Source organism: Pseudomonas sp. P20, assembly GCF_016463925.1.
Lineage (GTDB): Bacteria > Pseudomonadota > Gammaproteobacteria > Pseudomonadales > Pseudomonadaceae > Pseudomonas > Pseudomonas aeruginosa.
This window is the reverse complement of the sequence record NZ_JAEMVM010000028.1, coordinates 13416-35373: the sequence shown is the minus strand read 5'-3', so window position 1 is coordinate 35373 and position 21958 is coordinate 13416. Positions and strand designations below refer to the sequence as shown.

General features: G+C 68.8%; 24 protein-coding genes. 14 read left to right on the top strand and 10 right to left on the bottom strand.

The window, feature by feature from the left end; all coding sequences use genetic code 11:
- Positions 1 to 5 precede the first annotated feature (5 nt).
- The 5 genes from ppkA to tagQ all read left to right on the top strand — a co-directional run bounded on the left by ppkA (position 6) and on the right by tagQ (position 7706).
- A complete protein-coding gene (ppkA, locus tag JHD77_RS26005) occupies positions 6 to 3110 on the top strand; it encodes a serine/threonine protein kinase PpkA (RefSeq protein ID WP_033943335.1) in 3105 nt (1034 codons plus the stop codon).
- Entirely contained in the window at positions 3107 to 3826 is a 720-nt protein-coding gene (gene tagT / locus JHD77_RS26000; RefSeq protein ID WP_003114657.1) for a type IV secretion associated ABC transporter ATP-binding protein TagT, read from the top strand. Before ppkA ends, tagT begins: the two co-directional genes overlap by 4 nt.
- On the top strand, positions 3826 to 5025 hold the full coding sequence (gene tagS, locus JHD77_RS25995) for a type IV secretion associated ABC transporter permease TagS (RefSeq protein WP_003158496.1): 1200 nt from the start codon (positions 3826 to 3828) through the stop codon (positions 5023 to 5025). The genes tagT and tagS overlap by 1 nt, the downstream gene beginning before the upstream one ends.
- Positions 5018 to 6730, top strand: coding sequence for a type VI secretion system-associated regulator TagR (tagR, locus tag JHD77_RS25990; RefSeq protein ID WP_003106615.1), 1713 nt, complete (start codon positions 5018 to 5020; stop codon positions 6728 to 6730). The genes tagS and tagR overlap by 8 nt, the downstream gene beginning before the upstream one ends.
- Positions 6731 to 6791: 61 nt before the next feature.
- Entirely contained in the window at positions 6792 to 7706 is a 915-nt protein-coding gene (tagQ, locus tag JHD77_RS25985; protein WP_003106614.1) for a type VI secretion system-associated lipoprotein TagQ, read from the top strand.
- 229 nt (positions 7707 to 7935) lie between these two features.
- Here the strand turns inward: tagQ and JHD77_RS25980 are convergent, their stop codons facing one another.
- From JHD77_RS25980 to prlC, 3 genes are all read right to left on the bottom strand, one after another.
- On the bottom strand, positions 7936 to 8994 hold the full coding sequence (locus JHD77_RS25980) for a PA0069 family radical SAM protein (protein WP_003083628.1): 1059 nt from the start codon (positions 8992 to 8994) through the stop codon (positions 7936 to 7938).
- A gap of 88 nt (positions 8995 to 9082) precedes the next feature.
- Positions 9083 to 9358, bottom strand: coding sequence for a YheV family putative zinc ribbon protein (locus JHD77_RS25975; protein ID WP_003083624.1), 276 nt, complete (start codon positions 9356 to 9358; stop codon positions 9083 to 9085).
- Positions 9355 to 11400: an oligopeptidase A gene (prlC, locus tag JHD77_RS25970; protein WP_003106613.1), complete on the bottom strand. Its 2046-nt coding sequence runs from the start codon at positions 11398 to 11400 to the stop codon at positions 9355 to 9357. Before prlC ends, JHD77_RS25975 begins: the two co-directional genes overlap by 4 nt.
- 77 nt (positions 11401 to 11477) lie before the next feature.
- On the opposite strand from prlC, the gene JHD77_RS25965 reads away from it, so the two are divergent.
- The 3 genes from JHD77_RS25965 to JHD77_RS25955 are packed head-to-tail and all read left to right on the top strand — an operon-like array spanning position 11478 to position 13694.
- A complete protein-coding gene (locus tag JHD77_RS25965; protein WP_003106612.1) occupies positions 11478 to 12020 on the top strand; it encodes a gamma carbonic anhydrase family protein in 543 nt (180 codons plus the stop codon).
- Positions 12013 to 12678 (top strand): HAD family hydrolase, encoded by a 666-nt coding sequence (locus tag JHD77_RS25960; RefSeq protein ID WP_003106611.1) that lies wholly within the window; start codon positions 12013 to 12015, stop codon positions 12676 to 12678. Before JHD77_RS25965 ends, JHD77_RS25960 begins: the two co-directional genes overlap by 8 nt.
- Before the next feature lie 32 nt (positions 12679 to 12710).
- Complete coding sequence (locus JHD77_RS25955) at positions 12711 to 13694, top strand: hypothetical protein (RefSeq protein WP_003114660.1); 984 nt, start codon at positions 12711 to 12713, stop codon at positions 13692 to 13694.
- Between the two features lie 7 nt (positions 13695 to 13701).
- Here JHD77_RS25955 and JHD77_RS25950 read toward each other — a convergent pair whose 3' ends face one another.
- On the bottom strand, positions 13702 to 14829 hold the full coding sequence (locus tag JHD77_RS25950; RefSeq protein WP_049950140.1) for an aminopeptidase: 1128 nt from the start codon (positions 14827 to 14829) through the stop codon (positions 13702 to 13704).
- Positions 14830 to 14920: 91 nt separating this feature from the next.
- On the opposite strand from JHD77_RS25950, the gene JHD77_RS25945 reads away from it, so the two are divergent.
- Both JHD77_RS25945 and JHD77_RS25940 read left to right on the top strand, forming a co-directional pair.
- Positions 14921 to 15337: a PA0061/PA0062 family lipoprotein gene (locus tag JHD77_RS25945; RefSeq protein WP_003083614.1), complete on the top strand. Its 417-nt coding sequence runs from the start codon at positions 14921 to 14923 to the stop codon at positions 15335 to 15337.
- Between the two features lie 56 nt (positions 15338 to 15393).
- Positions 15394 to 15831, top strand: a complete 438-nt coding sequence (locus tag JHD77_RS25940; RefSeq protein WP_003083612.1) for a PA0061/PA0062 family lipoprotein — start codon at positions 15394 to 15396, stop codon at positions 15829 to 15831.
- Between the two features lie 11 nt (positions 15832 to 15842).
- Here JHD77_RS25940 and JHD77_RS25935 read toward each other — a convergent pair whose 3' ends face one another.
- From JHD77_RS25935 to JHD77_RS25920, 4 genes are all read right to left on the bottom strand, one after another.
- Complete coding sequence (locus JHD77_RS25935; protein WP_003083610.1) at positions 15843 to 16076, bottom strand: DUF1161 domain-containing protein; 234 nt, start codon at positions 16074 to 16076, stop codon at positions 15843 to 15845.
- Positions 16077 to 16186: 110 nt separating this feature from the next.
- Entirely contained in the window at positions 16187 to 16642 is a 456-nt protein-coding gene (locus tag JHD77_RS25930) for an OsmC family protein (RefSeq protein WP_003118563.1), read from the bottom strand.
- Positions 16643 to 16725: 83 nt separating this feature from the next.
- Complete coding sequence (dsbM, locus tag JHD77_RS25925) at positions 16726 to 17430, bottom strand: disulfide reductase DsbM (protein WP_003111521.1); 705 nt, start codon at positions 17428 to 17430, stop codon at positions 16726 to 16728.
- A 62-nt stretch (positions 17431 to 17492) separates the two neighbouring features.
- On the bottom strand, positions 17493 to 18380 hold the full coding sequence (locus JHD77_RS25920; RefSeq protein ID WP_003083599.1) for an MBL fold metallo-hydrolase: 888 nt from the start codon (positions 18378 to 18380) through the stop codon (positions 17493 to 17495).
- A gap of 107 nt (positions 18381 to 18487) precedes the next feature.
- On the opposite strand from JHD77_RS25920, the gene osaR reads away from it, so the two are divergent.
- From osaR to JHD77_RS25905, 3 genes are all read left to right on the top strand, one after another.
- Complete coding sequence (gene osaR, locus JHD77_RS25915; protein ID WP_003128174.1) at positions 18488 to 19408, top strand: oxidative stress response transcriptional regulator OsaR; 921 nt, start codon at positions 18488 to 18490, stop codon at positions 19406 to 19408.
- 65 nt (positions 19409 to 19473) lie between these two features.
- Entirely contained in the window at positions 19474 to 19980 is a 507-nt protein-coding gene (locus tag JHD77_RS25910; RefSeq protein ID WP_003083593.1) for a DUF1993 domain-containing protein, read from the top strand.
- 38 nt (positions 19981 to 20018) lie between these two features.
- Entirely contained in the window at positions 20019 to 20567 is a 549-nt protein-coding gene (locus JHD77_RS25905) for an RNA 2'-phosphotransferase (protein WP_003111523.1), read from the top strand.
- A 16-nt stretch (positions 20568 to 20583) separates the two neighbouring features.
- On the opposite strand, the gene JHD77_RS25900 is transcribed toward JHD77_RS25905, so the two are convergent.
- Both JHD77_RS25900 and JHD77_RS25895 read right to left on the bottom strand, forming a co-directional pair.
- Positions 20584 to 21054 carry a type II toxin-antitoxin system death-on-curing family toxin gene (locus JHD77_RS25900; RefSeq protein ID WP_003111524.1) on the bottom strand — a complete coding sequence of 157 codons (471 nt, stop codon included), beginning with the start codon at positions 21052 to 21054 and terminating at the stop codon, positions 20584 to 20586.
- A gap of 2 nt (positions 21055 to 21056) precedes the next feature.
- Positions 21057 to 21227, bottom strand: coding sequence for a hypothetical protein (locus JHD77_RS25895; RefSeq protein ID WP_003111525.1), 171 nt, complete (start codon positions 21225 to 21227; stop codon positions 21057 to 21059).
- Between the two features lie 266 nt (positions 21228 to 21493).
- On the opposite strand from JHD77_RS25895, the gene JHD77_RS25890 reads away from it, so the two are divergent.
- Entirely contained in the window at positions 21494 to 21922 is a 429-nt protein-coding gene (locus JHD77_RS25890) for a cupin domain-containing protein (protein WP_003083588.1), read from the top strand.
- Positions 21923 to 21958 lie beyond the last annotated feature (36 nt).

Below are 21958 nucleotides of genomic sequence, written 5' to 3'. Positions count from 1 at the left end.
CGGACATGGACATAGAACTTCCGGGATTCGACATCGAACGCGAGCTGGGCGAAGGTGCCATGGCCACGGTCTACCTGGCCACCCAGCGCTCGCTGCAGCGCAAGGTGGCGCTGAAGGTGATGGCCGCGGCGCTGGCCGCCGACCCGAGCTTCGCCGAACGCTTCCTGCGCGAAGGTCGGACCCTGGCGCGGCTGTCGCACCCGAACACGGTGACCATCCACGACATCGGCAACGTCGGCAGTTGCTACTACATGGCCATGGAATACCTGCCCAACGGCACGCTCAAGGAGCGCATCCAGCAGGGCCTCGATCCCGAGCTGGGCCTGGTCTACGTACGGCAGGTGGCCGCCGCGCTCGGCTACGCGCACTCCCAGGGCCTGGTGCATCGAGACGTGAAGCCGGCCAATATCCTGTTCCGCGCCGACGGCACCGCGGTGCTCTCGGACTTCGGCATCGCCAAGTCGATCGAGGACAATACCCAGTTCACCCAGGTCGGCTTCGCCGTCGGCACCCCCAGCTACATGAGCCCGGAGCAGGCCCGCGGGCAGGAGATCGACGGCCGCGCCGACCTCTACGCGCTGGGCGTGGTGCTCTACGAGATCCTCACCGGCAAGCTGCCCTACAACGGCAAGGATTCGCTCTCCACCGCCCTGGCCCACCTCACCGAGCCGCTGCCGGAACTGCCGATCGAACAGGGCCGCTACCAGGACATCCTGCGCCAGTTGCTGGCCAAGGACCCGGCCGAGCGCTTCCCAACCGCCGGCGCGCTGATCGCCGCCCTCGACCGCCTGGCGCCGAGCGCCCTGGAAGCCACCCAGATCCGTCCGCTGGCGACGCCGCAGGGCTCGCCGCGAGCGAGCAACCCGCCGCCGGCCGAACCCGCGCCCATGCCGCCCGCCGACCTCGGCGGCCTGCAACCGGTATCGATCCAGTTGCCGCCGGTCACGCCCAGCGCCGGCGGCGCCACGCCGCCCCCGCCTCCGCCATCGCAAGCGGCGAAACCGCCATCGCCCCCGCCGCCTCCGCTGCCACCGGCAAAGCCGCGTGCCGGCGGCAGCCGCACGCCGCTGATCGCCGCCGCCGCGGCCGCGGCCGCCGTGCTCCTGGCGATCGGCGGCGGCGCCTGGTGGCTGCTGGGCTCGGGCGACGCGCCGAGCGCTGCCGATCCAGCGCCGCTGGGACAGACGCCGGCGGACAAGCCGCAGCAGCAGACCCCGGTGGCCGATGCCGAACAGGACGGCGGCGAGCGTCCGCTGCTGATGCCAGGCAAGAAGACCCTGTTCCAGCGCGTCCTGACCAAACCCGGCGCGGCCATCTCCGCCGAGGCTGGCGGCCCGCCCCGGGCCGGCGCGGTGCCGGCCTTCTCGGTGCTCTACGTGTACGCCCGCAAGCAGGTCGGCGGCAGCCCCTGGCTGCGCGTCGGCGCCTCCAGCAACGGCGAGGGCGACGGCTGGCTGCCGGCCAGCGCGGTGAGCGACTGGAAGCAGAGCCTGGTGCTGAAGTTCACCGAACGCTCCGGCCGCGCGCCGGTGATGTTCCTCAACAGCGCCGAGCAGGTCGAGCGCCTGCTCGGCGATACCCGCGCAGCGCGCGACACCCTGACCCAGGCGGTGGATCACAAGGGCGATCCGCAGGTGGTCGCGGTCGAGCCCAACGACCGGGCGATCCCCCAGGACCAGTTCTACCTGCTGCCGATCTTCGACTCGAAGGAAAGCTTCGACGCCGACGGCCAGCCGGCGCAGTTGCTGGAGGTCGCCTCGATCGACCCCGGCGGCAGCGCCGCGGCGCCCCAGGCGCCGGGCCAGGCCGGGCAGGGCGGCGCCAGCGGCGCGGCGAGCGACACCTTCCGCACCGGCATCGTCCTGGTGGTGGACACCTCGGTGTCGATGCAGCCCTACATCGACCGCGTGCGCGAGGTGATCGACGGCCTGCAGCGGCAGATCGGCGAGCGCGGCGACCTGGACAAGGTCAGCTTCGGCCTGGTCGGTTTCCGCAACAACACCGACAAGACCCCCGGCCTGGAATACGTCAGCAAGACCCTGGTGCCGCTGCAACCGGGCAACGACGCGCAGCGCTTCGCCGAGTTGAGCAGCCAGGTGCGCGCCACCGACGTTTCCAGCCACTCGTTCAACGAAGACGCCTTCGCCGGGATCATGCAGGCGGTCGACGAAATGGACTGGTCGCCCTACGCCGGGCGCGTGGTGCTGCTGGTCACCGACGCCGGCGCGCTGCGCAAGAACGACCCGCTCGGGCGCACCCAGATGAACGAGGCCGAGGTCCGCCAGGCGGCGCTGCGCAAGGGCGTGAAGATCTATGCCCTGCACCTGCGCACCCCGGCCGGGAAGAACAACCACGGCTACGCCGAGCAGCAGTACCGCAGCCTCACCGCCGACGCCAACCCGAAGATCGCCGACCTCTACATCCCGGTGGCCGGCGGCGAGGTGAACGCCTTCGGCAACACGGTGAAGGAGATCGGCACGGTGTTCGCCGACCTGGTCCACGACGCCGGCAACCGCAAGCCGCAGGCGCCGCGCTTCGACGCCGCGCCAAGCGTGGCGAGCAAGTCGGCGGCCATCGGCTACGCCATGCAGATGGAATTCCTCGGTCGCCGCGACCCGGTGCGCGCGCCGCAGGTCGTCACCGCCTGGACCGCCGACCGTGACCTGACCAACCCGGCGCTGCCGGCGTTCCAGGTCTGCGTGCTGCTGAGCAAGCTGCAACTCAACGAACTGCAACAGTCGCTGAAACTGATCGTCGACGCGGCCAAGCGTACCCAGACCTCGCCCAAGGACTTCTTCCAGGAAATCGCCAGCGCCAGCGCCTACATGAGCCGCGACCCGGCGCAACTGGTGAAGGGCAGCAACCTGGCGCAGAGCGGCGTGCTCGGCGAATACCTGGAAGGCCTGCCGTACCGCAGCAAGTCGCTGAACATGACCCAGGACCTCTGGCTGTCGCTGAGCGTCGCCGAACAGCAGGACTTCATCGACGAACTGGAGTCGAAGATCCGCCTCTACGAAACCTTCCACAACGACGTCGCCAACTGGGTCCGGTTCGGCGACGCCGACGCCGGCGACGCGCTGTACCGCGTGCCGCTGTCGACGCTGCCATGATCCTGCGCCTGCACGAGGTCGCCCGCAGCCACGGCGCCGGTCGCCAGCGCTACCGCCTGCGGGTGCCGGCGCTGGAATTGCGCGCGGGTCGCCAGCTGGCCATCGTCGGCCCCAGCGGCTGCGGCAAGAGCACCCTGCTCGACCTGCTGGCGCTGGCCCTGGCGCCGGACCCGGGCGGGCGCTTCGAATTCCTCGCCGGGGAACGCCCGCAGGACATCGCCGCGCTCTGGCGCGACGGCCGCCAGGACCGCTTGGCGGCGCTGCGCCGGCAGCACTGCGGCTACGTGCTGCAAAGCGGCGGGTTGCTCGAGTTCCTCGATGTGCGGCGCAACATCGGCCTGCCCTGCGCGTTGCTCGGCGCCCCGTCCGCCGAGCGCGTGCAGGCGCTGGCCGAGCGGCTGGAAATCGGCGACCAGCTGGACAAGAAACCGGCGGCGCTGTCGGTCGGCCAGCGCCAGCGGGTCGCCATCGCCCGCGCCCTGGCGCATGCGCCGCGCCTGTTGCTGGCCGACGAGCCGACCGCGGCGCTCGACCCGCTGAACGCCGAACGGGTGATGCGCCTGCTGGTGGAGCAGGCCCGCGAGCGCGGCGCCTGCACCGTGGTCGCCACCCACGACGAGCGCCTGGCTCGCGCCGCCGGCCTGGAAGTCCTGGCCATCCGCTGGCAACGCGAGGCCGACGACAGCGTCGGCGCCTGCCTCGAGGAAGTTGGCTGATGCGCGCCGGCCTGCTGCTCTCGCTGGCCTGGGCCGACTACCGCGGCGAGGCGCGCCTGTCGCTCTGCGCGATCTTCGCCCTGGCGGCGGTGATCACCCCGCTGCTGGTGCTGTTCGGCCTCAAGTACGGCCTGGTCAGCACCCTCACCGAGCGGCTGGAGCGCGCGCCTTCGGTGCGCGAGATCATTCCGGTCGGCGGCGCCCGCTACCGTGCCGAGGACATCGCCGCCCTGGCCGCACGCGCGGACGTCGCCTTCGCCGTGCCGCGCACCCGGCAGATCGCCGCCACCGCCGACCTCAGCGGCGGCGGCGAGACCGCCCTGAGCGTCGAGATGATTCCCAGCGCCGCCGGCGACCCGCTGCTGGCCGGCCTGCCGCAACCCGACCGGCCGACCCGCGTGGTGCTCAGCCACGGCGCCGCGGAAAAACTCGGCGCCCAGCCTGGCGAGCGCATCGTCGCGCGCATCGGCCGGCGCATGGATGGCCAGGCACAGAGCCAGCGCCTGGAGCTGGATGTGCTCGCGGTGCTGCCGCAGGAGCGTTTCGCCCGCGACGCGCTGTTCGCCCCGCTGGCCCTGCTGGAAGCCGCCGAGGACTATCGCGACGGTCGCGCGGTGGCCGCCTACGGCTGGCCGGGGAAGGCCGGCGAGACCCCGCGCGCACGCATCTACCCGGGCTTCCGCCTGTACGCCCGAGACCTCGATGCGGTGGAAGGGCTGCGCCGGCACTTCGTCGCGAGTGGCGTGGAAGTCGCCACCCAGGCCGAGGCCATCGCCCAGGTGCGCAGCCTCAGCCGCAACCTCGGCCTGGTGTTCTGGATCGTCGCCGCGCTGGCCATCGGCGGTGCCTTCGCCGCCATCGCCGCCAGCAGCCTGGCCGCCGTCGAACGCAAGCGCCGCGCCCTGGCGGTGCTGCGTCTGCTGGGCTTCCCGACCGCCGCGCTGGTCGGCTTCGTCATGCTCCTGGCGCTGTTCAGCGCCGTCTTCGGCCTGTTCCTCGCCGGGCTGCTGTACGCCGCCACGGCCGGCGCGCTGAACCACCTGTTCGACAACCAGAGCGGCGAGTTCGTCTGCCGCCTGCTGCCCAGCCACTACCTGACGGCGCTGCTCGCCACGCTGCTGTGCAGCGTCCTGGCCGCCGCCAGCGGCGGCTGGCGCGCGGCGCGGATCGAAGCCGCAGAGGGATTACGCGATGTTTGAGAAAGCCATTCTTCCGCTCGCACTCGGCGCCTGCCTGGCATTTGCCGCGCCGGCCTGGGCCGAAGGCGACTCGCCGGACAATCCCAAGCCGCTGGCCGACGACGTCGCCCTGCCGCTGCCGTGTGGCGGCGAGATGGTCTTCCGGCATGTCTACGTACTCGCCGAAGGCGCCCTCGACGATCGCGAGGTCAACCTCGGCTACGCCTTCAACGAAGGCGAGGCGGGCTACCAGCAGTCGTTCATCTCCGGCTACCGGCGCGACTACGTGAACGGCCAGTTCAGCCTCGCCGACCTGGCACCGGCCTGGCAGCAGAAGCTCTCCGCCAGCCTGCCGAAGCCTGCCGCCGGCACCCCGCTGAAGCCGATGCTGTACTTCATCGGCAAGTACGAGGTGACCGCCCGCCAGTACGCCGCGGTGATGAGCCAGGCGGCCGCGCTCTCCGGCCAGGGCGAGGCGCCGGCCTGCGACGTGCCGGACGGGATGGCCGCGCGGCTGCCCAAGGTCAACCTCTCGCGCTTCGACGCCGAACGCTTCGGCGCGGTGTACAGCGCCTGGCTGCTGAAGAACCACCCGGAACTGCTGCCGGTCAGCGGCCGCGGCAAGAATCCCGAGGACGGCGGCATCGGCTTCGTCCGCCTGCCCACCGAGGTCGAGTGGGAGTTCGCCGCGCGCGGCGGCCAGGCGGTAAGCCGCCAGGAACTGGAAGGCCGGCTGTTCCCGCGCAAGGTCGAGGGCAGCGACCAGGAAGGCCCGCTGGGCGACTGGGCGGTGTACAACCAGGTCGCCGGCGGCACCGGGCAGGCCGCGCGACTGTTGCCGGTAGGGATGAAGCGGCCGAACCCGCTGGGCCTGTTCGACGTGATCGGCAATGCCGCGGAGATGGTCCAGGAGTCCTTCCAACTGGTCCACGCCGGTCGCCGGCAGGGCACATATGGCGGTTTCGTGGTGAAGGGCGGGAACTATCTCGAAGGCGAGATGACTCTATTCACCGGGATGCGCCGCGAATACCCGCTGTTCGCCGCCGACGGCAGCGAACAGCGCAACGAGACCACCGGTTTCCGTGTCGCCATCGGCGCGCTGTCCGCGCCGCGCTCGCGCTATCCCGAGCTGTTCGCCCAATGGCAGAAGGAAGGCCGACTAGCGGCATTGACCGATGCCATCGATGACGCTCAAGATCCCACCAAGCAATTGGACGGAATCATTGCCGCCACCCGCGACCCGCAGATGCAGGCGCAGTTGGCCCAGATAAACGAGGAACTCAAGCGTAACGTTTCGTTGATCGCCCGGCAGCGCGAAGAGGCCGCCGGAAACCTGATACAGTCGGCGGCACTGGTCGCCGAGACGATCAACAACTACAACATACGCCTGACCAACCTCAAGAAGGACAGGGAGAAAGCCGTGGCAGCCAGGGATCAGGCGACCGCCCAGCTCTATGCCGGCGCCATCGCCAACGGGCGCAGCGCCCTCGATGGCGCATTGGCCATCTACATCGACAACCTCGCCACCGGCACCCGTTACACCGACGCGGTGATCCAGGCGCAGTTCCAGCGCATCCAGGAAGAACTCAATCGCAACCCGGTTCTGGGCAAGAGCCTGGTCAAGCGCGCGACCCTGTTCGTCAAACACGTCGGAGATTATCGCCAGCAGCACCGGGCCGAGCCGGAGGCGGTATTGAAGGAATTGCTCGCGTCCAGCGGGCGTTGAAGGAGTTCCGTCCGGCCCCTCTCGGCAGCCGGGCGGTTCATCAAACCAGGAGTGAGATGCAATGAGCCAACCCAGCGAAAACCGTTTGATCACCTCGGCGCGCTACGCGCTCTGCCTGTTGACCGCCAGCGGCGTGCTGCTCAGCGGCTGCGCCAGCAGCGGCGTCGGCTCGGTCGCCCAGACCACCCGCGCGGAATACTACCCGTCCTGCTACGAGCCGGTGTCGCACCTGCGCAGCACCGATAACGCAGTGCGCAATTCGGCCATCACCGGCGCCATTACCGGCGGCCTCCTGGGCGGCCTGGCCGGCGGCCTGGCCAGCGACGAGAACCGCGGCCGCAATGCCGCCCTCGCTGCCGCAGGCGGCGCCCTGGCCGGCGGCGCGGCGGGCTACTACATGGAGAAGCAGAAGCAGATCAGCGATGACCGCGCGCGCATCGGCTCCTACGGTACCGACGTCGACCGCAGCACCGTCGAGATCAACCGTAGCGTGGCCTACGCCAAGTCGGCGCAAAGCTGCTACCAGAGCCAGTTCAAGGCTCTGCTCGACGGTCGCAAGAACAAGTCGATCAACGAAGCCGAAGGGCGCAAGCGCCTGGCCGAGATCGTCAGCGGCCTGCAGGAGACCAACGCCTTGCTGGTCGCCGCCAACGGCCGTGCCGGCGAGAACATCAGCAACTACACCCAGGCCTACGAGAAAGACCTGCAGCAGGTCGGCGTACCGCGCGCCGAGGTGACCAAGGTCGCCGAGGCCGAGAACCGCGCCAGCACTACGAAAGGCGGCAGCAAGCCCAAGACCGGCAGCAATCCCAAGGTGCCGAAGGAAGCGGTCGCCACCGAGCAGACCATCCGCAAGGCCCAGGACGCGCAAAGCGAAGGCAACAAGGTGGCCTCCCAGGGCCAGGGCATGATCCGGGAAGTCTGCAACAGCCCGGACATGGGCGACTGGGCGCCGCCGAGCTGCGCCAAGGCCTGATCGGCCTCGTTACCGGCACGAACGCGACGGCGACCTTCGGGTCGCCGTTTCGTTGAGGGGGCTGGCGCGCTGACCCGACCGGCCTGAAGGTCGAGCGTTCGCCGGGACGGCTGCTTCCGACGTTTCCGGCTTCCCGGCGGCAGCGGTTCTTCCCGCAGGGCGGATATCGCCACCGGCACGCTCCGCCGCTACTCCGCCCTATACGAAATGCTGCACCGCGGGGAAAACGCTAGAACAACGCCATCTGCGCCCCCGGCACGGCGAACCGGCTGCAATCCAGCCCGAAGCCCTCGCGGCGGTCCAGCCCGAGGCGCTTCATCGCCACCGCGAAACGCTGCGCCAGCAGGTCGGCGAACGGTCCCTGGCCACGAAAGCGGTGGCCGAAGCGGCTGTCGTAGACCTCGCCGCCACGGCATTGGCGGACCAGGCTCATCACATGCTCGGCGCGTTGCGGGTAGTGCGCCGCCAGCCATTCCTCGAACAGCGGGCCGACTTCGCGCGGCAGGCGCAGGAGCATGTACGCGGCGCTGCGCGCGCCGGCGTCCCGCGCCGCCTGGAGCAGGCGCTCCAGCTCCATGTCGTTGACCATCGGGATCATCGGCGAGCAGAGCACGCCCACCGGGATGCCGTTGCCGCTGAGCGTGCGGATCGCCCGCAGTCGCGCCGAGGGCGCCGCCGCGCGCGGTTCGAGAATGCGCTTCAGCTCGTCGTCGAGGGTGGTCAGGCTGATCATCACCGCCACCAGGTTCTGCTCCGCCAGTTCGCGCAGCAGGTCGAGGTCGCGAAGGATCAGCGAGCCCTTGGTGACGATGGTCAGCGGGTGACGGAAGCGCAGCAGCACCTCCAGCACCTGGCGGGTCAGGCGGCGTTCGCGCTCCAGCGGCTGGTAGGGGTCGGTATTGGCGCCCAGGTTGATCGGCGCGCAGCGATAGCCGGGCTTGCTCAGTTCCTGCTCCAGCGCGCTGGCGACGTTGCTCTTGGCGATCAGCCGGGTCTCGAAATCGATCCCCGGCGAGAGGTCCCAATAGGCATGGCTGGGCCGCGCATAGCAGTAGATGCAGCCATGCTCGCAACCACGGTAGGGATTGATCGAACGATCGAAAGGGAGGTCCGGCGACTGGTTGCGGGAGATCACCGTGCGGGCGATCTCCTCGCGCACCTCGGTGAGCTGGATCGGCGGCACGTCCTGCTCCCAGCCATCGTCGAAGGCCTCGCTGTGGGTCGGGGCGAAGCGGTTGAGGGGGTTGCTAGCGGTACCGCGACCGCGCGGGGGCAGGGGAGCGCTCATGAGGGGAACCCGGCGAAATACTGTATATGGATACAGTATCGCACCGGGCCCCGGCCCACAGCCATCGCCGCCGGTCGGCGGCGAGCGGTCAGGCGTCGGGCTTCTTCTTCAGCTTGGGATTGGGGAAGAACTGCACCGACTGCACCTTCGGGTTGGCCGGCTTCGGCGCGTTCTGGTTGACCCGCGTACCCAGCTCCTTCGGGATCGACTGGCCCTGGGCGTTGAGCGTGTCGGCGTAGCCGCAGGCCACGCATTCGCGGTGCGGCACGCCGTCCTCTTCCCACATCTGGATCTTGTCCTGTTCGCTGCACGCCGGGCAGACCGCCCCGGCGATGAAGCGCTTCCTGGTGATCGCCGGGCTCATGCGGCCTCCCCGACCAGCCCGGAGTGACGCAGCAGGGCGTCGATGGACGGCTCGCGACCGCGGAAATCGACGAACAACAGCATCGGCTCGCGGGAGCCGCCGCGGGCCAGGATCGCCTCGCGGAAGGCGCGCCCGGTATCGGGGTTGAACACGCCTTCTTCCTCGAAACGCGAGAAGGCATCGGCGGACAGCACCTCGGCCCACTTGTAGCTGTAGTAACCGGCCGCGTAGCCGCCGGCGAAGATGTGCGCGAAGCTGTTGGCGAAGCGGTTGTACGCCGGCGGACGCATCACCGCCACTTCGTCGCGGATGCCCTCGAGCACCTGCAGCACGCTACGGCCGTCGCCGTGGGTGGCGTGCAGCTCGAAGTCGAAGAGGGAGAACTCCAGCTGGCGGACCATCATCATCCCGGACTGGAAGTTCTTCGCCGCCAGCATCTTCTCCAGCAGGTCCTGCGGCAGCGCCTCGCCGGTCTCGTAGTGGGCGGAGATCAGCGCCAGGCCTTCCGGTTCCCAGCACCAGTTCTCCATGAACTGGCTGGGCAGCTCGACGGCGTCCCAGGCCACCCCGTTGATCCCGGAGGCGGCGGCATGCTCGACGCGGGTCAGCAGGTGGTGCAGGCCATGGCCGAACTCGTGGAACAGGGTAGTGACCTCGTCGTGGGTCAGCAGCGCCGGCTTGCCGTTCACCGCCGGGGTGAAGTTGCACACCAGGTAGGCCACCGGGTCGATCAGCCGGCCCTGGGCGTCGCGCCGGCGGTCGCGGGCGCCGTCCATCCAGGCACCGCCGCGCTTGTTGGCGCGGGCATAGAGGTCGAAGTAGAAGCGGCCGACGTGTTCGCCGTTCTCGAGGATCTCGAACAGGCGTACGTCGGCGTGCCAGCGTTCGAAATCGTGCAGTTCGCGGATCTGGATGCCGTAGAGGCGCCCGACGATGGCGAACAGGCCGGAAAGCACCTTGTCCACCGGGAAGTAGGCACGCAGCGCCTCCTGGGACACGCTGTAGCGCGCCTCGCGGAGTTTCTCGGCGTAGTAGCCGGCGTCCCAGCTCTGCAATTCGGTGCAGCCCTGCTCGGCAGCGTAGGCGCGCAGCTGCTCCAGGTCGCGGGCGGCGAACGGCTTGCTGCGCACCGCCAGGTCGCGGAGGAAGCTGAGCACCTGGTCGCTGGACTCGGCCATCTTGGTCGCCAGCGACAGCTCGGCGTAGTTGGCGAAGCCGAGCAGGCCGGCCAGCTCCTGGCGCAGGTCGAGGATCTCTTCCATCACCGGACCGTTGTCGTTCTGCCCGGCGTTCGGGCCCTGGTCGGAGGCGCGGGTGCAGTAGGCGGCGTATACCTCTTCGCGCAGGGCGCGGTCATCGGCATAGGTCATCACTGCGTAGTAGCTGGGGAACTCCAGGCTGATCAGCCAGCCGTCCAGACCCTTGGCCTCGGCGGCCTGCTTCATCTGGGCCTTGGCCGAATCGGTCAGGCCGGCCAGCGCGGCTTCGTCGGTGACATGCTTGGTCCAGGCCTGGGTGGCGTCGAGCAGCTGGTTGGAGAAACGGCTACCCAGCTCGGACAGGCGCGACTGCACCTCGGCATAGCGCTTCTGCTTGTCCGCCGGCAAGTCGATGCCGGACAGGCGGAAGTCGCGCAGGGCGTGTTCGAGGATGGTTTTCTGGGCCACGTCGAAGCCGGCCGCCTCGGGGCTCTTCGCCAGCGCCTCGTAGGCCTCGAACAGGGCGCGGTTCTGCCCCAGCTCGGTGGAGTAGGCCGACAGCTCCGGCAGACAGGCCTCATAGGCCTCGCGCAGCTCGGCGCTGTTGCACACCGCGTTGAGGTGGCTGACCGGACTCCAGGCGGCGCCCAGACGGTCGTTGAGTTCGTCCATCGCCAGCACCAGGCCCTTCCAGGTCGGCTGCTCGCGCTGGGTTTCCAGCAGGCGGGCGATGGCGGCGCGGTTATCGGCGAGGATCCGCTCGATGGCCGGCTTCACGTGTTCCGGGCGAATGGAGGAGAAAGGCGGCAGGTCGTAGGCCTGCAGAAGGGGATTCGCGCTCACGTTGGCAACCTTGGCTAAGGAAATACCCGACCATCTTAAATACAATCGGCGGCATCCGCAGCCTGAGGAAAACTATCGTGACCATTCGTTCCTACCAGGGCAAAACGCCACTGCTCGGCGAGCGGGTCTTCGTCGATCCCTCGGCCGTGCTCGTCGGCGACATCGAGATCGGCGCCGACAGCTCGGTCTGGCCGCTGGTGGTGATCCGCGGCGACATGCACCGCATCCGCATCGGCCAGCGCAGCAGCATCCAGGACGGCAGCGTGCTGCACATCACCCACGCCGGCCCCTTCAACCCGGACGGTTTTCCGCTGAGCATCGGCGACGAAGTGACCGTCGGGCACAAGGTCCTGCTGCACGGTTGCAGCATCGGCAACCGGGTGCTGGTGGGGATGGGCTCGATCGTCATGGACGGCGCGGTGATCGAGGACCAAGTGATCCTCGGCGCCGGCAGCCTGGTGCCGCCGGGCAAGGTGCTGGAGAGCGGCTTCCTCTACGTCGGCAGCCCGGCGAAGAAGGCCCGTCCGCTGAGCGACAAGGAGCGCGGCTTCTTCACCTACACCGCCGGCAACTACGTGAAGCTCAAGGACCTGCACATCGCCGAGGACTACCATGCGTGACGCCACGCTGCGCTACCCGAACATCCTCTTCGATCTCGACGGCACCCTCACCGACCCACGCGAGGGCATCACCCGCTCGGTGCAGTTCGCCCTCGCCCGCCTGGGCATCGACGAGCCGGACCTGGCGCGCCTGGAACACTTCATCGGCCCCCCGCTGTTGCAGTGCTTCATGCAGACCTACGGCTTCGACGAAGCGCGCGCCTGGGAGGCGGTGAACCACTACCGCGAGCGCTTCAGGGTCACCGGTCTCTACGAGAACCGCGTGTTCGACGGCATTCCCGAGCTGCTCGAAGCCCTGGTCGGACGCGGCCACACGCTCTACGTCGCGACCAGCAAGCCCGGCGTGTTCGCCCGCGAGATCGCCCGCCACTTCGCCTTCGACCGTCACTTCAAGGCGATCTACGGCAGCGAGCTGGACGGCACGCGCACGCACAAGGACGAACTGATCCGCCATCTGCTCGACAGCGAAGGCCTGGCAGCGGAGCATTGCCTGATGATCGGCGACCGCATGCACGACCTGCTCGGCGCCAGCCGCAACGGTGTCGCCTGCATTGGCGTCGGCTACGGCTTCGGCAGCGAAGACGAACTGCGCGCGCACCAGCCGACCCATTACTGCGCCGACCTCGCCGCCCTGCGGCAGGTATTGGAATCCCACTGACCCATGCTCCGTTTCAGACAAGGACGCCTGACATGACCGACAATCCCTTCGCCACCCCCACCGCCCCGGTGCAGCCGCCGGCCAGAGAGGTGCCCGCCACCACCCAGCCCTATGCGTTCATCGCGGTGCTGGCGCTGGTCACCTGCCTGTCCTTCGCCGTAAGCCTGGGCATCCAGTGGTACAACGACATCGGCGAGATCCGCCAGCGTTTCTCCGAGCACCTGCAACTGATGGCGCCGCACTGGTTCACCGGCCTGGTGTTCTACGCGGCGGCCAACCTGCTGGTGCTGCATGCCTACCGCGAGAAGCGGCAGCTCGTCGAGTTCCGCCCGCTGGCGCTGCTGCTGATCGGCTACGGTCTGCTCAACCTGGTCTGCGGCATGCTCGCCGGGATCGGCCTGGCACCGCTGACGCTGCCGTTCTACCAGTGGGTGACGGCGCAATCCAGCTACGGCGTCTGGCTGATGGCGTTCAACGAAGCGATGAGCTGGGTCTACCTGCTCCTGGGCAGCCTGCTGCCGCTGGGGCTGGTGCTGCTCGGCAGCCGGGTGAACTCGCCGCGCCTGGCCGAAGGGGAAGAAGCCCGCGTCGCTGCCTGGCAGGTCGCCCTGGGCGCCGCGCTGTGTTTCGCCACGCTGTGTTTCAAGCTGATGCAGTTCCTTCCCTACGCCCTGCTGCGCTACGACGAGCCTTGGCTATACGGCCTGTACCTGAGCGGCGTGGCGCTGCCCGCGGCGCTGCTCTTCGGCGCCGTCTGCACGCGCCTGCCGGCGCGCCTGCAACGCTTCGCCGCCGGCCGCGCGCTGCTGCTCGCGGTGGTCGCCATGCTGCTCTGGAGCGTCGCGCTGCTGGCGGTCGGCGGGGGGCTGGCGCTGCTGATGATCCTCGGCCTGGCGCCCGCTGGCATCGGCTATACGCTGCTGGTGGCGCTGCTCGGCGTCGGCCTGTTGGCGCTGCTCTGGCCGATCGGCCGGCTGGCCACGCGCTGGTGCTACGCCGACCAGCTCGCCGCCTGAGCAGGCGTCAGGGCGCTGCGGCGGCCAGCCGCTGCAACGCCGCCTGGCGCTCCGCCAGGGGGAGCTGGCCAAGGGCACGGACCCGCGCATAGAACGCCGGCCAGTTGCCGCCGACCTGGCGGAACAGCACGGCGAACGCCGCCACCCATTGGTCGTAGAGGCCGAAGGGAAGCAGCTTGGCATTGTTGAACGGCGCGTCGATCCAGGCCTTGAACGGCGACTCGCCACCCCATTCGCGCTGGCTCAGCGCCGCGTACTCGCAGCGCAGGCGCTGGAATTCGGCAGCCTTGCCGGCACGCTTGGCGGCATCGTCCAACGGCCCGGCATAAAGTGCTTCGAGGCGCGCACGACTGGCCAGGACCAGCGCGGTGAACTGCTCGCGGCGCTTCTCCTCGCGGCCGTCCGCCAGCGGCAGTCCACGATACTCGCGCCACTGGCGGGTACCTTCCTGTTCGACGAAGGTGGCGAAGGATTCGTTGAAGGCGGTGTCGTCGCGCAGGTAGAACTTCTGGTGCGCCAGTTCGTGGAAGATCAAGGTCGCCAGCCGTTCGTCGTCCCAGCGCAGCATGCTGCTGAGGATCGGATCGTCGAACCAGCCGAGGGTCGAGTAGGCCTGCACCCCGCCGACGTAGACGTCGTCGCCGAGCGCCCGCTGGCGCGCCGCCTCGGCGCGCGCGGCGGCCTCGCTGTAGTAGCCGCGGTAGGCCACGCAGCCGGCGATGGGGAAGCAATGGGTGACCGGCTGCAGCGACAGCTCCGGGGTGGCGAACACGTTCCATACCACGTAGGGCCGGCCGATATCGGCGTACAGGCGATAGCTGCGGTTGTCCGGCAGGCCGAGGCGTTCGCTGGCGAATTGCCGGGCCTTTTCCGCCTTCGCCAGGCGTTCGCGCAAGCGCGCGTCGCGCTGCGGGTCGGCGATCACCGCGGCGGCCGGCTCGCGGGCGCGCAGCAGGGCGAACTGGCCGCTGGCCAGTTGCCCGTAGTAGGAGACGGTCGAGCAACCGCTCAGCGCCAACAGCGCCAGGCAGGGAACCCAACGGGGCAGTCGAAGGTCAGCAAGCGGATGGCGAAGGCGGCGTGGCATGGGCGGAACATAGCACAGCACGCGGACCGCCCGCCGCCCTACCAGCACCGGTCCGCGATCCGGCGAGGCGGAGGAACGCAAGGCGTTTTTCCAAGGCGCGACGGATGGCGGCCGGGTTAAAGGAGCTTCGGAGTCTTCTATGCGTACGCTGCTGCTTGCCGGTGGCCTGCTCGTCCTGAGCGGCTGCTCACTGCTGATGCCCACCCCCGACCCGAACCGCGCCTGGGTCGACCTCGATACCCAGCCCGACGCCGATCTCGCCGCCGTGGAAGTCGACGACAAGAGCTGGGACCGCACGCGCTACTTCGAGGTCGATCCCGGCACCCGCGAACTCACGGTGCGCTACCAGTTCACCGTCGACCCGACCAACATCGGCCCCGTGGACAGCCCGCTCTGGCGCGATTGCCAGCTCAACCTCAAGTTCAAGGACTTCAGCGCCGGCCAGCGCTACCGCCTGGAGGCCGGGCACATCGGCTTCCGTCCCTGGGCGAAGCTCTACGACCAGGACAACAGGGAACTGGCGCGCGGCCGCGAGGGGCGCTGCGCGAAGGTCTGAACGGCGCAAGGCGAGGGCGCTATGCTAGGAGCTGAACACCCTCCGGAGCCCGCCCCATGCGTCCACTCACCCGTCTCGTCCCGCTCGCGCTGCTGCTCCTCGCCGGCTGCGCCGGACCGCTGCCGCAGCCGGACCCGCAGATGGCCTGGGTCGAGCTGCGCAGCGCGCCGGCCAACACCCTGCTGGCCGAGCGCCTGGACGGCGAGCGGTTGAGCGACGGGCGCTACTTCCAGGTCACTCCGGGACGCCATGTGCTGGAGGTGCGCTTCCAGTACGAACTCTATGGCGGTTCCGGCGGCGGGGGCGGCGGCTTCGGCGAGCCGGTGCAGATCAACTGCTACCAGCAGGTGGTCTATGACGGCTTCGAGGCGGGCCGGCGCTATCGCCTGGAGGTGCGCCCGCAATTGCGCAGGGCGCTGGCGCTACTGAGCGACGAGCGTGGCGAGGTGGTCGCCCGTTCGAACTTCCAGACCAGCCGCTGCCCGCCGTACTGAAACGCAGCGGCTCAGTCGTCGTTCTTCTGGTAGATGATCTTCTTGGTGCCGTTCTCGCAACTGCCGACCACCATGTTCGGGTCGCTGACTTCGTCGTTGCGCACGATCTCCAGGGTGTAGGAGGTCACCCCGGCCGACTGGATCTTGGTCTCGATCTCCGCCTTGAGTTCCTCGCACGGCTTCGGCGCGGCCAGCGCCGTGGCGCTGAACAGCAAGGCGGCAATCCCCAGCCCGATGGTTTTCATGACCCGTCACTCCTCGTCGATGCCTGGCAGCCGAGTGCTGCGCAGCGCATCCTGCCGCATTCGACTGCGGCAGGCCAGGGCCAGTTCGCCGGGCTGGGGAAGCGTTCCGCTCAGCCGTCGAGGCTGGCGTCCAGGCTGATCTTCGCGTTGAGCACCTTGGATACCGGGCAACCGGCCTTGGCCTTGTTGGCGATCTGCTCGAAGGTCTGCGCGTCCGCCCCCGGCACGCGCGCCCTGAGCACCAGGTGCACGGCAGTGATGGCGAAACCGTCGGACTGCTTGTCGAGGGTGACCTCGGCGCGGGTCTCGATACGTTCGGCGGTCAGGCCGGCCTCGCCGAGCATCATCGACAGGGCCATGCTGAAGCAGCCGGCGTGGGCCGCGCCGATCAGCTCTTCCGGGTTGGTTCCCGGTGCGCCCTCGAAGCGGGTATTGAAGCCATAGGGGTTGTCCTTGAGCGCGCCACTTTCAGTGGAAAGGGTGCCCTTGCCGTCTTTCAGGCCGCCTTGCCAGACCGCCGATGCCGTCTTCTTCATGTCGACTCCTCCGGAGCTGTGGATGGACATCCGCTCGCGTCGGCGAGCGGGCATGTCTACATGGGAGGACGACGCAGCCGGACAAGTTCAGTCCGCTTGCGCGGCGGCGGGATTCAGGCGCAACCGTCGATGCGGCAGAGCGGCGCCGCGGCCCCGCCCACGGCACCGCTGCCGCCGGCAAGGCGCAGCTGCGTTTCGAGGAAAGCCCGCCAGTCGTCCGGCTGGCCGAGGTAGCGCCCGGTGTCGAGCACCTGCAGGCGGCCGTCGCGCTCCAGGGCGAAGGTCGGGAAGCCAGCGGCGCCGAGACGGTTCATCAGCCGCCGACTGTCGGCGAAGTGCGCGCGCAGCGGCTCGCCGGAGCAGGCGTCGAACGCCTCGGCGAAGCCCTCGCCAAGCCCCAGTTCGGCACCCAGCTCGAGCAGCACCGGACGCTCGGCGATACGCCGGCCCTCGACGTAGTGGGCACGCTGGATCCGCGCCAGCATCGCCGCGCCGAGGCCGTCGAGCGCTTCGGCGGCAAGCACGGCGGCGGTCGGCGGGGCCGAGTCGAATACCGCGCTGGTGTCGCGCAGCAGGCCGTCGAAGTAGTCCTTGCCGAACGGCTGACCGGTCAGTTGGGCGATCCGCAGGTCATGGGGCATCACGTAGTGGCGCAGACCGGCGCCGACCGGCTGGCGGTTGGCATCGGTCATCATGCCGCCGCCATGCAGGCGTACGTCCAGACCCGTCACCTCGCGGGCGGCGGCGAGCAGCGGCGAGGCGCCGTAGCACCAGCCGCAGAGCGGATCGTAGAGGTAATGCAGGGTGAGGTCGTTCATCTCGGTCTCCACGAGACGCCCCGCAGGGGACGCCTCGATCAGCGGCTATCGGCGGGCGCGGCTCAGGGCCACTGCATCTCGCCCTTGAGCACCTTGGCGCTCAGCTCCAGGCCTTCCTCGCCCGGCAGGTTCGGGTAGCGGCGCTTCATCGCCTCGACCAGCGCGGCGGAATCCCTGGCCTTGGGCAGTTCGGCTTCCAGGGCCTTCAGGTAGTCACGGGTGAAGCGCACGCCGTCCAGGCCCTTCGGCTCCTCGCCGGTGAAATGGCCGGGCACCACGCGCCGCGGTTGCAGCGCCTCGATCCGGTCGAGCATCGCCACCCAGGCCTGGCGCGAGGCCTGGGTCTGGGTATCGGCGGTCCAGACGTGCGAACCGGATTCCACCAGCACGCCACCAACCACCGTCTTCAGCGACGGAATCCACAGCACCGTGCGGTCCGGGCTCGGCCCCTTCAGGTCGACCACCTTCAGGGCATGGCCTTCCAGCTTCAACTGGTCGCCCTTCAGCGGCTCCGGCACCACCAGCGACGTCGGCGCGTTGTCCTTGAGGATCGGCCCCCAGTAGGCCAGCTTGGCATCCTTGGTCGCCTGGATGTGTGCGACGGTCTGCGCCGTCGCGAGGATCTTCGCCTCGGGGAAGGCGGCCTTCAGCACGTCGAGGCCGAAGTAGAAGTCCGGGTCGCCGTGGCTGATGTAGATAGTGCTGAGGGTCTTGCCGCTGGCCTGGATACGCTTGACCAGTTGCTCGGCGTCGGCGCGGGAGAACTGCGCGTCGATCAGCATCGCCTCGCGCTGGCCCACCAGCAGTTCCGAGGACACGGCGAAGATCGCCTTCTCGCCGGGGTTGTAGACCTCCAGCCGCAGCGGTTCGGCGCTGGCGGCGAAGACGCCGGCGGCACCCAGCAGGGCGGCGGCGGCGAACAGGGAACGAAGCAATCCATGGCGCGACATGAGCGGTTCTCCAGGCAGTGGGATCAGAGGCTTGCCATGTTAGTTGCTTGAAAGCGCGCAAAAAGCCCCGCAATAATCACAGCTTTGTTGCATGGATCGAGCGAATCATGGACCGCCTGACCGCCACTCGCGTCTTCGTCGAAGTCATCGACAGCGGCAGCCAGACCGCCGCCGCCGAGCGTCTGGACATGTCCCGGGCGATGGTCTCGCGCTACCTCGCCGAGTTGGAGGAGTGGGTCGGCGCACGCCTGCTGCACCGCAGCACCCGCCGCCTGAGCCTGACCGACGCCGGCGCGGAGCTGTTGCCACAGTGCCGCGAGATGCTCGCCGTGGCCGACGCCATGCAGGCCACCGGCCAGACCCGCCGCGACAGCCCGCGCGGCACTCTGCGCATCACCAGCAGCCTGTCCTTCGCCCAGGCCTGGCTGACCCGTGCCGCCGCCGCCTTCGTCGAGCGCTACCCGGGCACCGCCATCGACCTGCAGGTCAACAGCCAGGTGGTCAACCTGGTGGAGGAGCGCATCGACCTGGCCCTGCGCATCGCCAACCAGCTCGACCCCAACCTGATCGCCCGCCGCCTCGGCGAATGCCGCTCGGTGATCTGCGCCGCGCCGGACTACCTGCGCGGCCACGGCACCCCGCGGCGCCCGGAGGACCTGGCGCTGCACAACTGCCTGACCTACTCCTACTTCGGCCGCAGTCTCTGGCAGTTCGAGCGCGACGGCGAGCCGACCAGCGTGCCGGTGGGTGGCAGTCTCAGCGCCAACGAATCCACCGTGCTGCTGGAGGCCGCCGCCGCCGGTGCCGGGATCAGCCAGCAGCCGCTGTACTCGGCAGCCCCGCTGATCCGTAGCGGACGCCTGGTGGCGCTGCTGCCGGAGTGGTCGCCGCAGGTGCTCGGCATCCACGCGGTGTACGCCTCGCGCCGGCAGATGCCGCCGGCGCTGCGGGCGCTGCTGGACTTCCTGGTCGAACGGATGGCGGCCGATCCGCACTGGGACGAGGCGGGCCCCCTGGCGCTGGCGTGAAAGCCGGGTAGACTGCTGGACGCGCCGCCTTCGACGCACCTTTATCCCCTGTCTGGAGCACGTCCATGTCCCTGTCGATCTACCAGGCTTCGATCCCGACCTTCCTGCGCACCCTCGGCAACCTCTCGGCGATCCTGAAGAAAGCCGCCGCCCACGCCGAAGCGAAGAACATCGATCCGCGCATCTTCATCGACGCCCGGCTGGCGCCGGACATGTTCCCCCTGGCGCGCCAGGTGCAGATCGCCAGCGACGCCGCCAAGGGCGCCGGCGCGCGGCTGGCCGGGCTGGAAGTGCCGAGCTACGCGGATACGGAAACCACCTTCGACGAACTCCAGGCACGCATCGCCCGCACCGTCGAGTTCCTCGAGGGCATCCGCGAGGAACAACTGGACGGCGCCGAAGAGCGCAACGTGACCCTCAAGGTGCGCGGCCAGGAGATCAGCTTCAACGGCCGCGACTTCCTCTTCGGCTTCGCCCTGCCCAACTTCTTCTTCCACGTCACCACCGCCTACGCCATCCTCCGCCACAACGGCGTCGAACTGGGCAAGATGGACTTCCTCGGCGGCGCCTGAGGTTCCCGCGCCGGGATGGCACGCACAAGGACCATGGAATGGATCGGAAAACCCTCGACGACACCAGCAAGTTCCTCAGCTATGTCCTTCGCCACCAGCCCGAGGCCATCGGCCTGACGCTGGACGGCGAAGGCTGGGCCGACATCGACGCCCTGATCGCCGGCGCGGCGCGGGACGGCCGCGCCCTCGACCGCATGCTGCTCGGCGCGGTGGTCGAGAACAACGACAAGAAGCGCTTCGCCCTCTCCGCCGATGGCCAGCGCATCCGCGCCGTGCAAGGCCACTCGCATGCCGCGGTGGCCATCGCCTACGCCCCCGCGGTCCCGCCCGCAGTGCTCTACCACGGCACCGCCAGCCGCTTCCTCGACTCCATCCGCGAGCGCGGCCTGGTTCCCGGCAGCCGCCACCACGTCCATCTCTCCGCCCGCCGCGCCACCGCCCTGGAAGTCGGCCGCCGCTACGGCAGCCCGGTTCTGCTGGAAATCGACGCGCGCGACATGCACCTGGCCGGGCACCTATTCCACCAGGCGGAGAACGGCGTCTGGCTGACCGAGCGGGTACCCGTGCGGTTCATCCGCGAGGCTTGAGAAGGCGTTCTACGGACTAACCAATGCCCAAGCGGGCGACCATTCGCTCGAAAGCGTCGCTGTCCGGCAGGTTGTAAGCGTCGAATGGTCTGTGCCAGTAGAACATCCAGTCTTCCAGGTCCTGAACGCTCGCTTCACGAGTCACGAGGGCGACCATGATGTCGACGAAGTCCTGAGCGGGCCCCGTCAGCTCTATGCCATTGAGCAGGAGGAAAACCGTAGCGGCCGCCGCCGCCGTGCGTTTGTTGCCATTGGCAAAGCAGTGGTTCATTGCCAAGCTTTCCGCAAAGACCGCAGCCAGCGTGATGATATCGTCGGTTCGAGCATAGTAACGATGGTTGGCTGGCCGTTGCTGTGCGGACTCCAACTCGTTCGGTTTGAGGACGCCTATCGGCTCGTCCGGAGTCTGGGCCAGGATGAGCAACTCATTGAGGCGAACGAGATCTGCAACGGAGAGATAGCGTATCCCTTGCTGGTCTTGCGACATGCTTAAACCTTGGCCAGCTCTTCGAAGGTTTTTTCGTAGCGTTCGAAGGCCAGGGCAAAGGCGTTCTCGACCTGCTTCTGATGTTCTCCCAAGGCCGGGCGCGCGCGCACGACCTCATCGCGAGGACGGGGAGGAATGACGAGTTTCTTCGATTTGCGCAGCGATCGCGACATATGTACCTCCAAGGATCCACTTCCCGGACCTGCCTGCCCCGGGCAGGGGACGAATATTCAGTGTTCAAGCATATACCAGTGCAGGCAGGGAACAGATGTCCTCTCGAAACCGGAAGCACTGGCAAGGCGCACCGCAACATGGCCTAGCAGCCTGCAGACGAGCCTCGAACGTTGATGGCCCGCTGCCGCCTAGCAGAAGCGGCAGTGGAGCAGGCGGTGAAAGCCGGCTTGACTGAGGAAAAACACCGACAAGCGCAGGACGCCCGATGGACCTTCGCCCCAGCCACGTGCATGTGTTCCCACCCAGCCGCGACCTCCCGGCCGCAACCAGTCCGCACCGCGAAACCCTGCTGCGCAGCGGCTGCGCCTGGAACGGCTCGCTCTACCTCGGCTATCCCCTTGGCCAGCCGCAGCTCACCGTGCAGCGCCTGAGCCTGGCCGCCCACGAACGCCTGGACTGGCAGGTCCATCCGATGCCCAGCGCGCTTTACGTGCTCAAGGGCGAACTGCGCCTGGAGACCCGCGACGGAGCCCAGAGCACGCGGGTGCTGGAAGGCGAGGCGGCGGGTTGCCTGATGAACATCATCCATCGCCTGATAGCCGGGGCCGAACCGGTGGAAGCCCTGCTGTTCCATGCCGGCGTGGAAGGCATGCCGGTGGGGCTCGGCGAACGCGGCGAAATGCCCGACGCCTGAAGACGCCGGCGGGCCGGACAGCAGCCCGAACCCGCC

Bases quoted from the DNA above. Each gene is read 5' to 3' on its own strand.
- JHD77_RS25975 (WP_003083624.1), bottom strand. From the start codon at position 9,358: ATGAGCCCGGCGATCACCAGGAAGCGCTTCATCGCCGGGGCGGTCTGC.
- tagR (WP_003106615.1), top strand. From the start codon at position 5,018: ATGTTTGAGAAAGCCATTCTTCCGCTCGCACTCGGCGCCTGCCTGGCA.
- JHD77_RS25910 (WP_003083593.1), top strand. From the start codon at position 19,474: ATGTCCCTGTCGATCTACCAGGCTTCGATCCCGACCTTCCTGCGCACC.
- JHD77_RS25955 (WP_003114660.1), top strand. From the start codon at position 12,711: ATGACCGACAATCCCTTCGCCACCCCCACCGCCCCGGTGCAGCCGCCG.
- tagS (WP_003158496.1), top strand. From the start codon at position 3,826: ATGCGCGCCGGCCTGCTGCTCTCGCTGGCCTGGGCCGACTACCGCGGC.
- JHD77_RS25900 (WP_003111524.1), bottom strand. From the start codon at position 21,054: ATGTCGCAAGACCAGCAAGGGATACGCTATCTCTCCGTTGCAGATCTC.
- ppkA (WP_033943335.1), top strand. From the start codon at position 6: ATGGACATAGAACTTCCGGGATTCGACATCGAACGCGAGCTGGGCGAA.
- JHD77_RS25905 (WP_003111523.1), top strand. From the start codon at position 20,019: ATGGATCGGAAAACCCTCGACGACACCAGCAAGTTCCTCAGCTATGTC.
- JHD77_RS25960 (WP_003106611.1), top strand. From the start codon at position 12,013: ATGCGTGACGCCACGCTGCGCTACCCGAACATCCTCTTCGATCTCGAC.
- JHD77_RS25920 (WP_003083599.1), bottom strand. From the start codon at position 18,380: ATGTCGCGCCATGGATTGCTTCGTTCCCTGTTCGCCGCCGCCGCCCTG.
- JHD77_RS25945 (WP_003083614.1), top strand. From the start codon at position 14,921: ATGCGTACGCTGCTGCTTGCCGGTGGCCTGCTCGTCCTGAGCGGCTGC.
- dsbM (WP_003111521.1), bottom strand. From the start codon at position 17,430: ATGAACGACCTCACCCTGCATTACCTCTACGATCCGCTCTGCGGCTGG.
- JHD77_RS25935 (WP_003083610.1), bottom strand. From the start codon at position 16,076: ATGAAAACCATCGGGCTGGGGATTGCCGCCTTGCTGTTCAGCGCCACG.
- osaR (WP_003128174.1), top strand. From the start codon at position 18,488: ATGGACCGCCTGACCGCCACTCGCGTCTTCGTCGAAGTCATCGACAGC.
- tagQ (WP_003106614.1), top strand. From the start codon at position 6,792: ATGAGCCAACCCAGCGAAAACCGTTTGATCACCTCGGCGCGCTACGCG.
- JHD77_RS25940 (WP_003083612.1), top strand. From the start codon at position 15,394: ATGCGTCCACTCACCCGTCTCGTCCCGCTCGCGCTGCTGCTCCTCGCC.
- JHD77_RS25895 (WP_003111525.1), bottom strand. From the start codon at position 21,227: ATGTCGCGATCGCTGCGCAAATCGAAGAAACTCGTCATTCCTCCCCGT.
- JHD77_RS25980 (WP_003083628.1), bottom strand. From the start codon at position 8,994: ATGAGCGCTCCCCTGCCCCCGCGCGGTCGCGGTACCGCTAGCAACCCC.
- tagT (WP_003114657.1), top strand. From the start codon at position 3,107: ATGATCCTGCGCCTGCACGAGGTCGCCCGCAGCCACGGCGCCGGTCGC.
- JHD77_RS25930 (WP_003118563.1), bottom strand. From the start codon at position 16,642: ATGTCCATCCACAGCTCCGGAGGAGTCGACATGAAGAAGACGGCATCG.
- JHD77_RS25890 (WP_003083588.1), top strand. From the start codon at position 21,494: ATGGACCTTCGCCCCAGCCACGTGCATGTGTTCCCACCCAGCCGCGAC.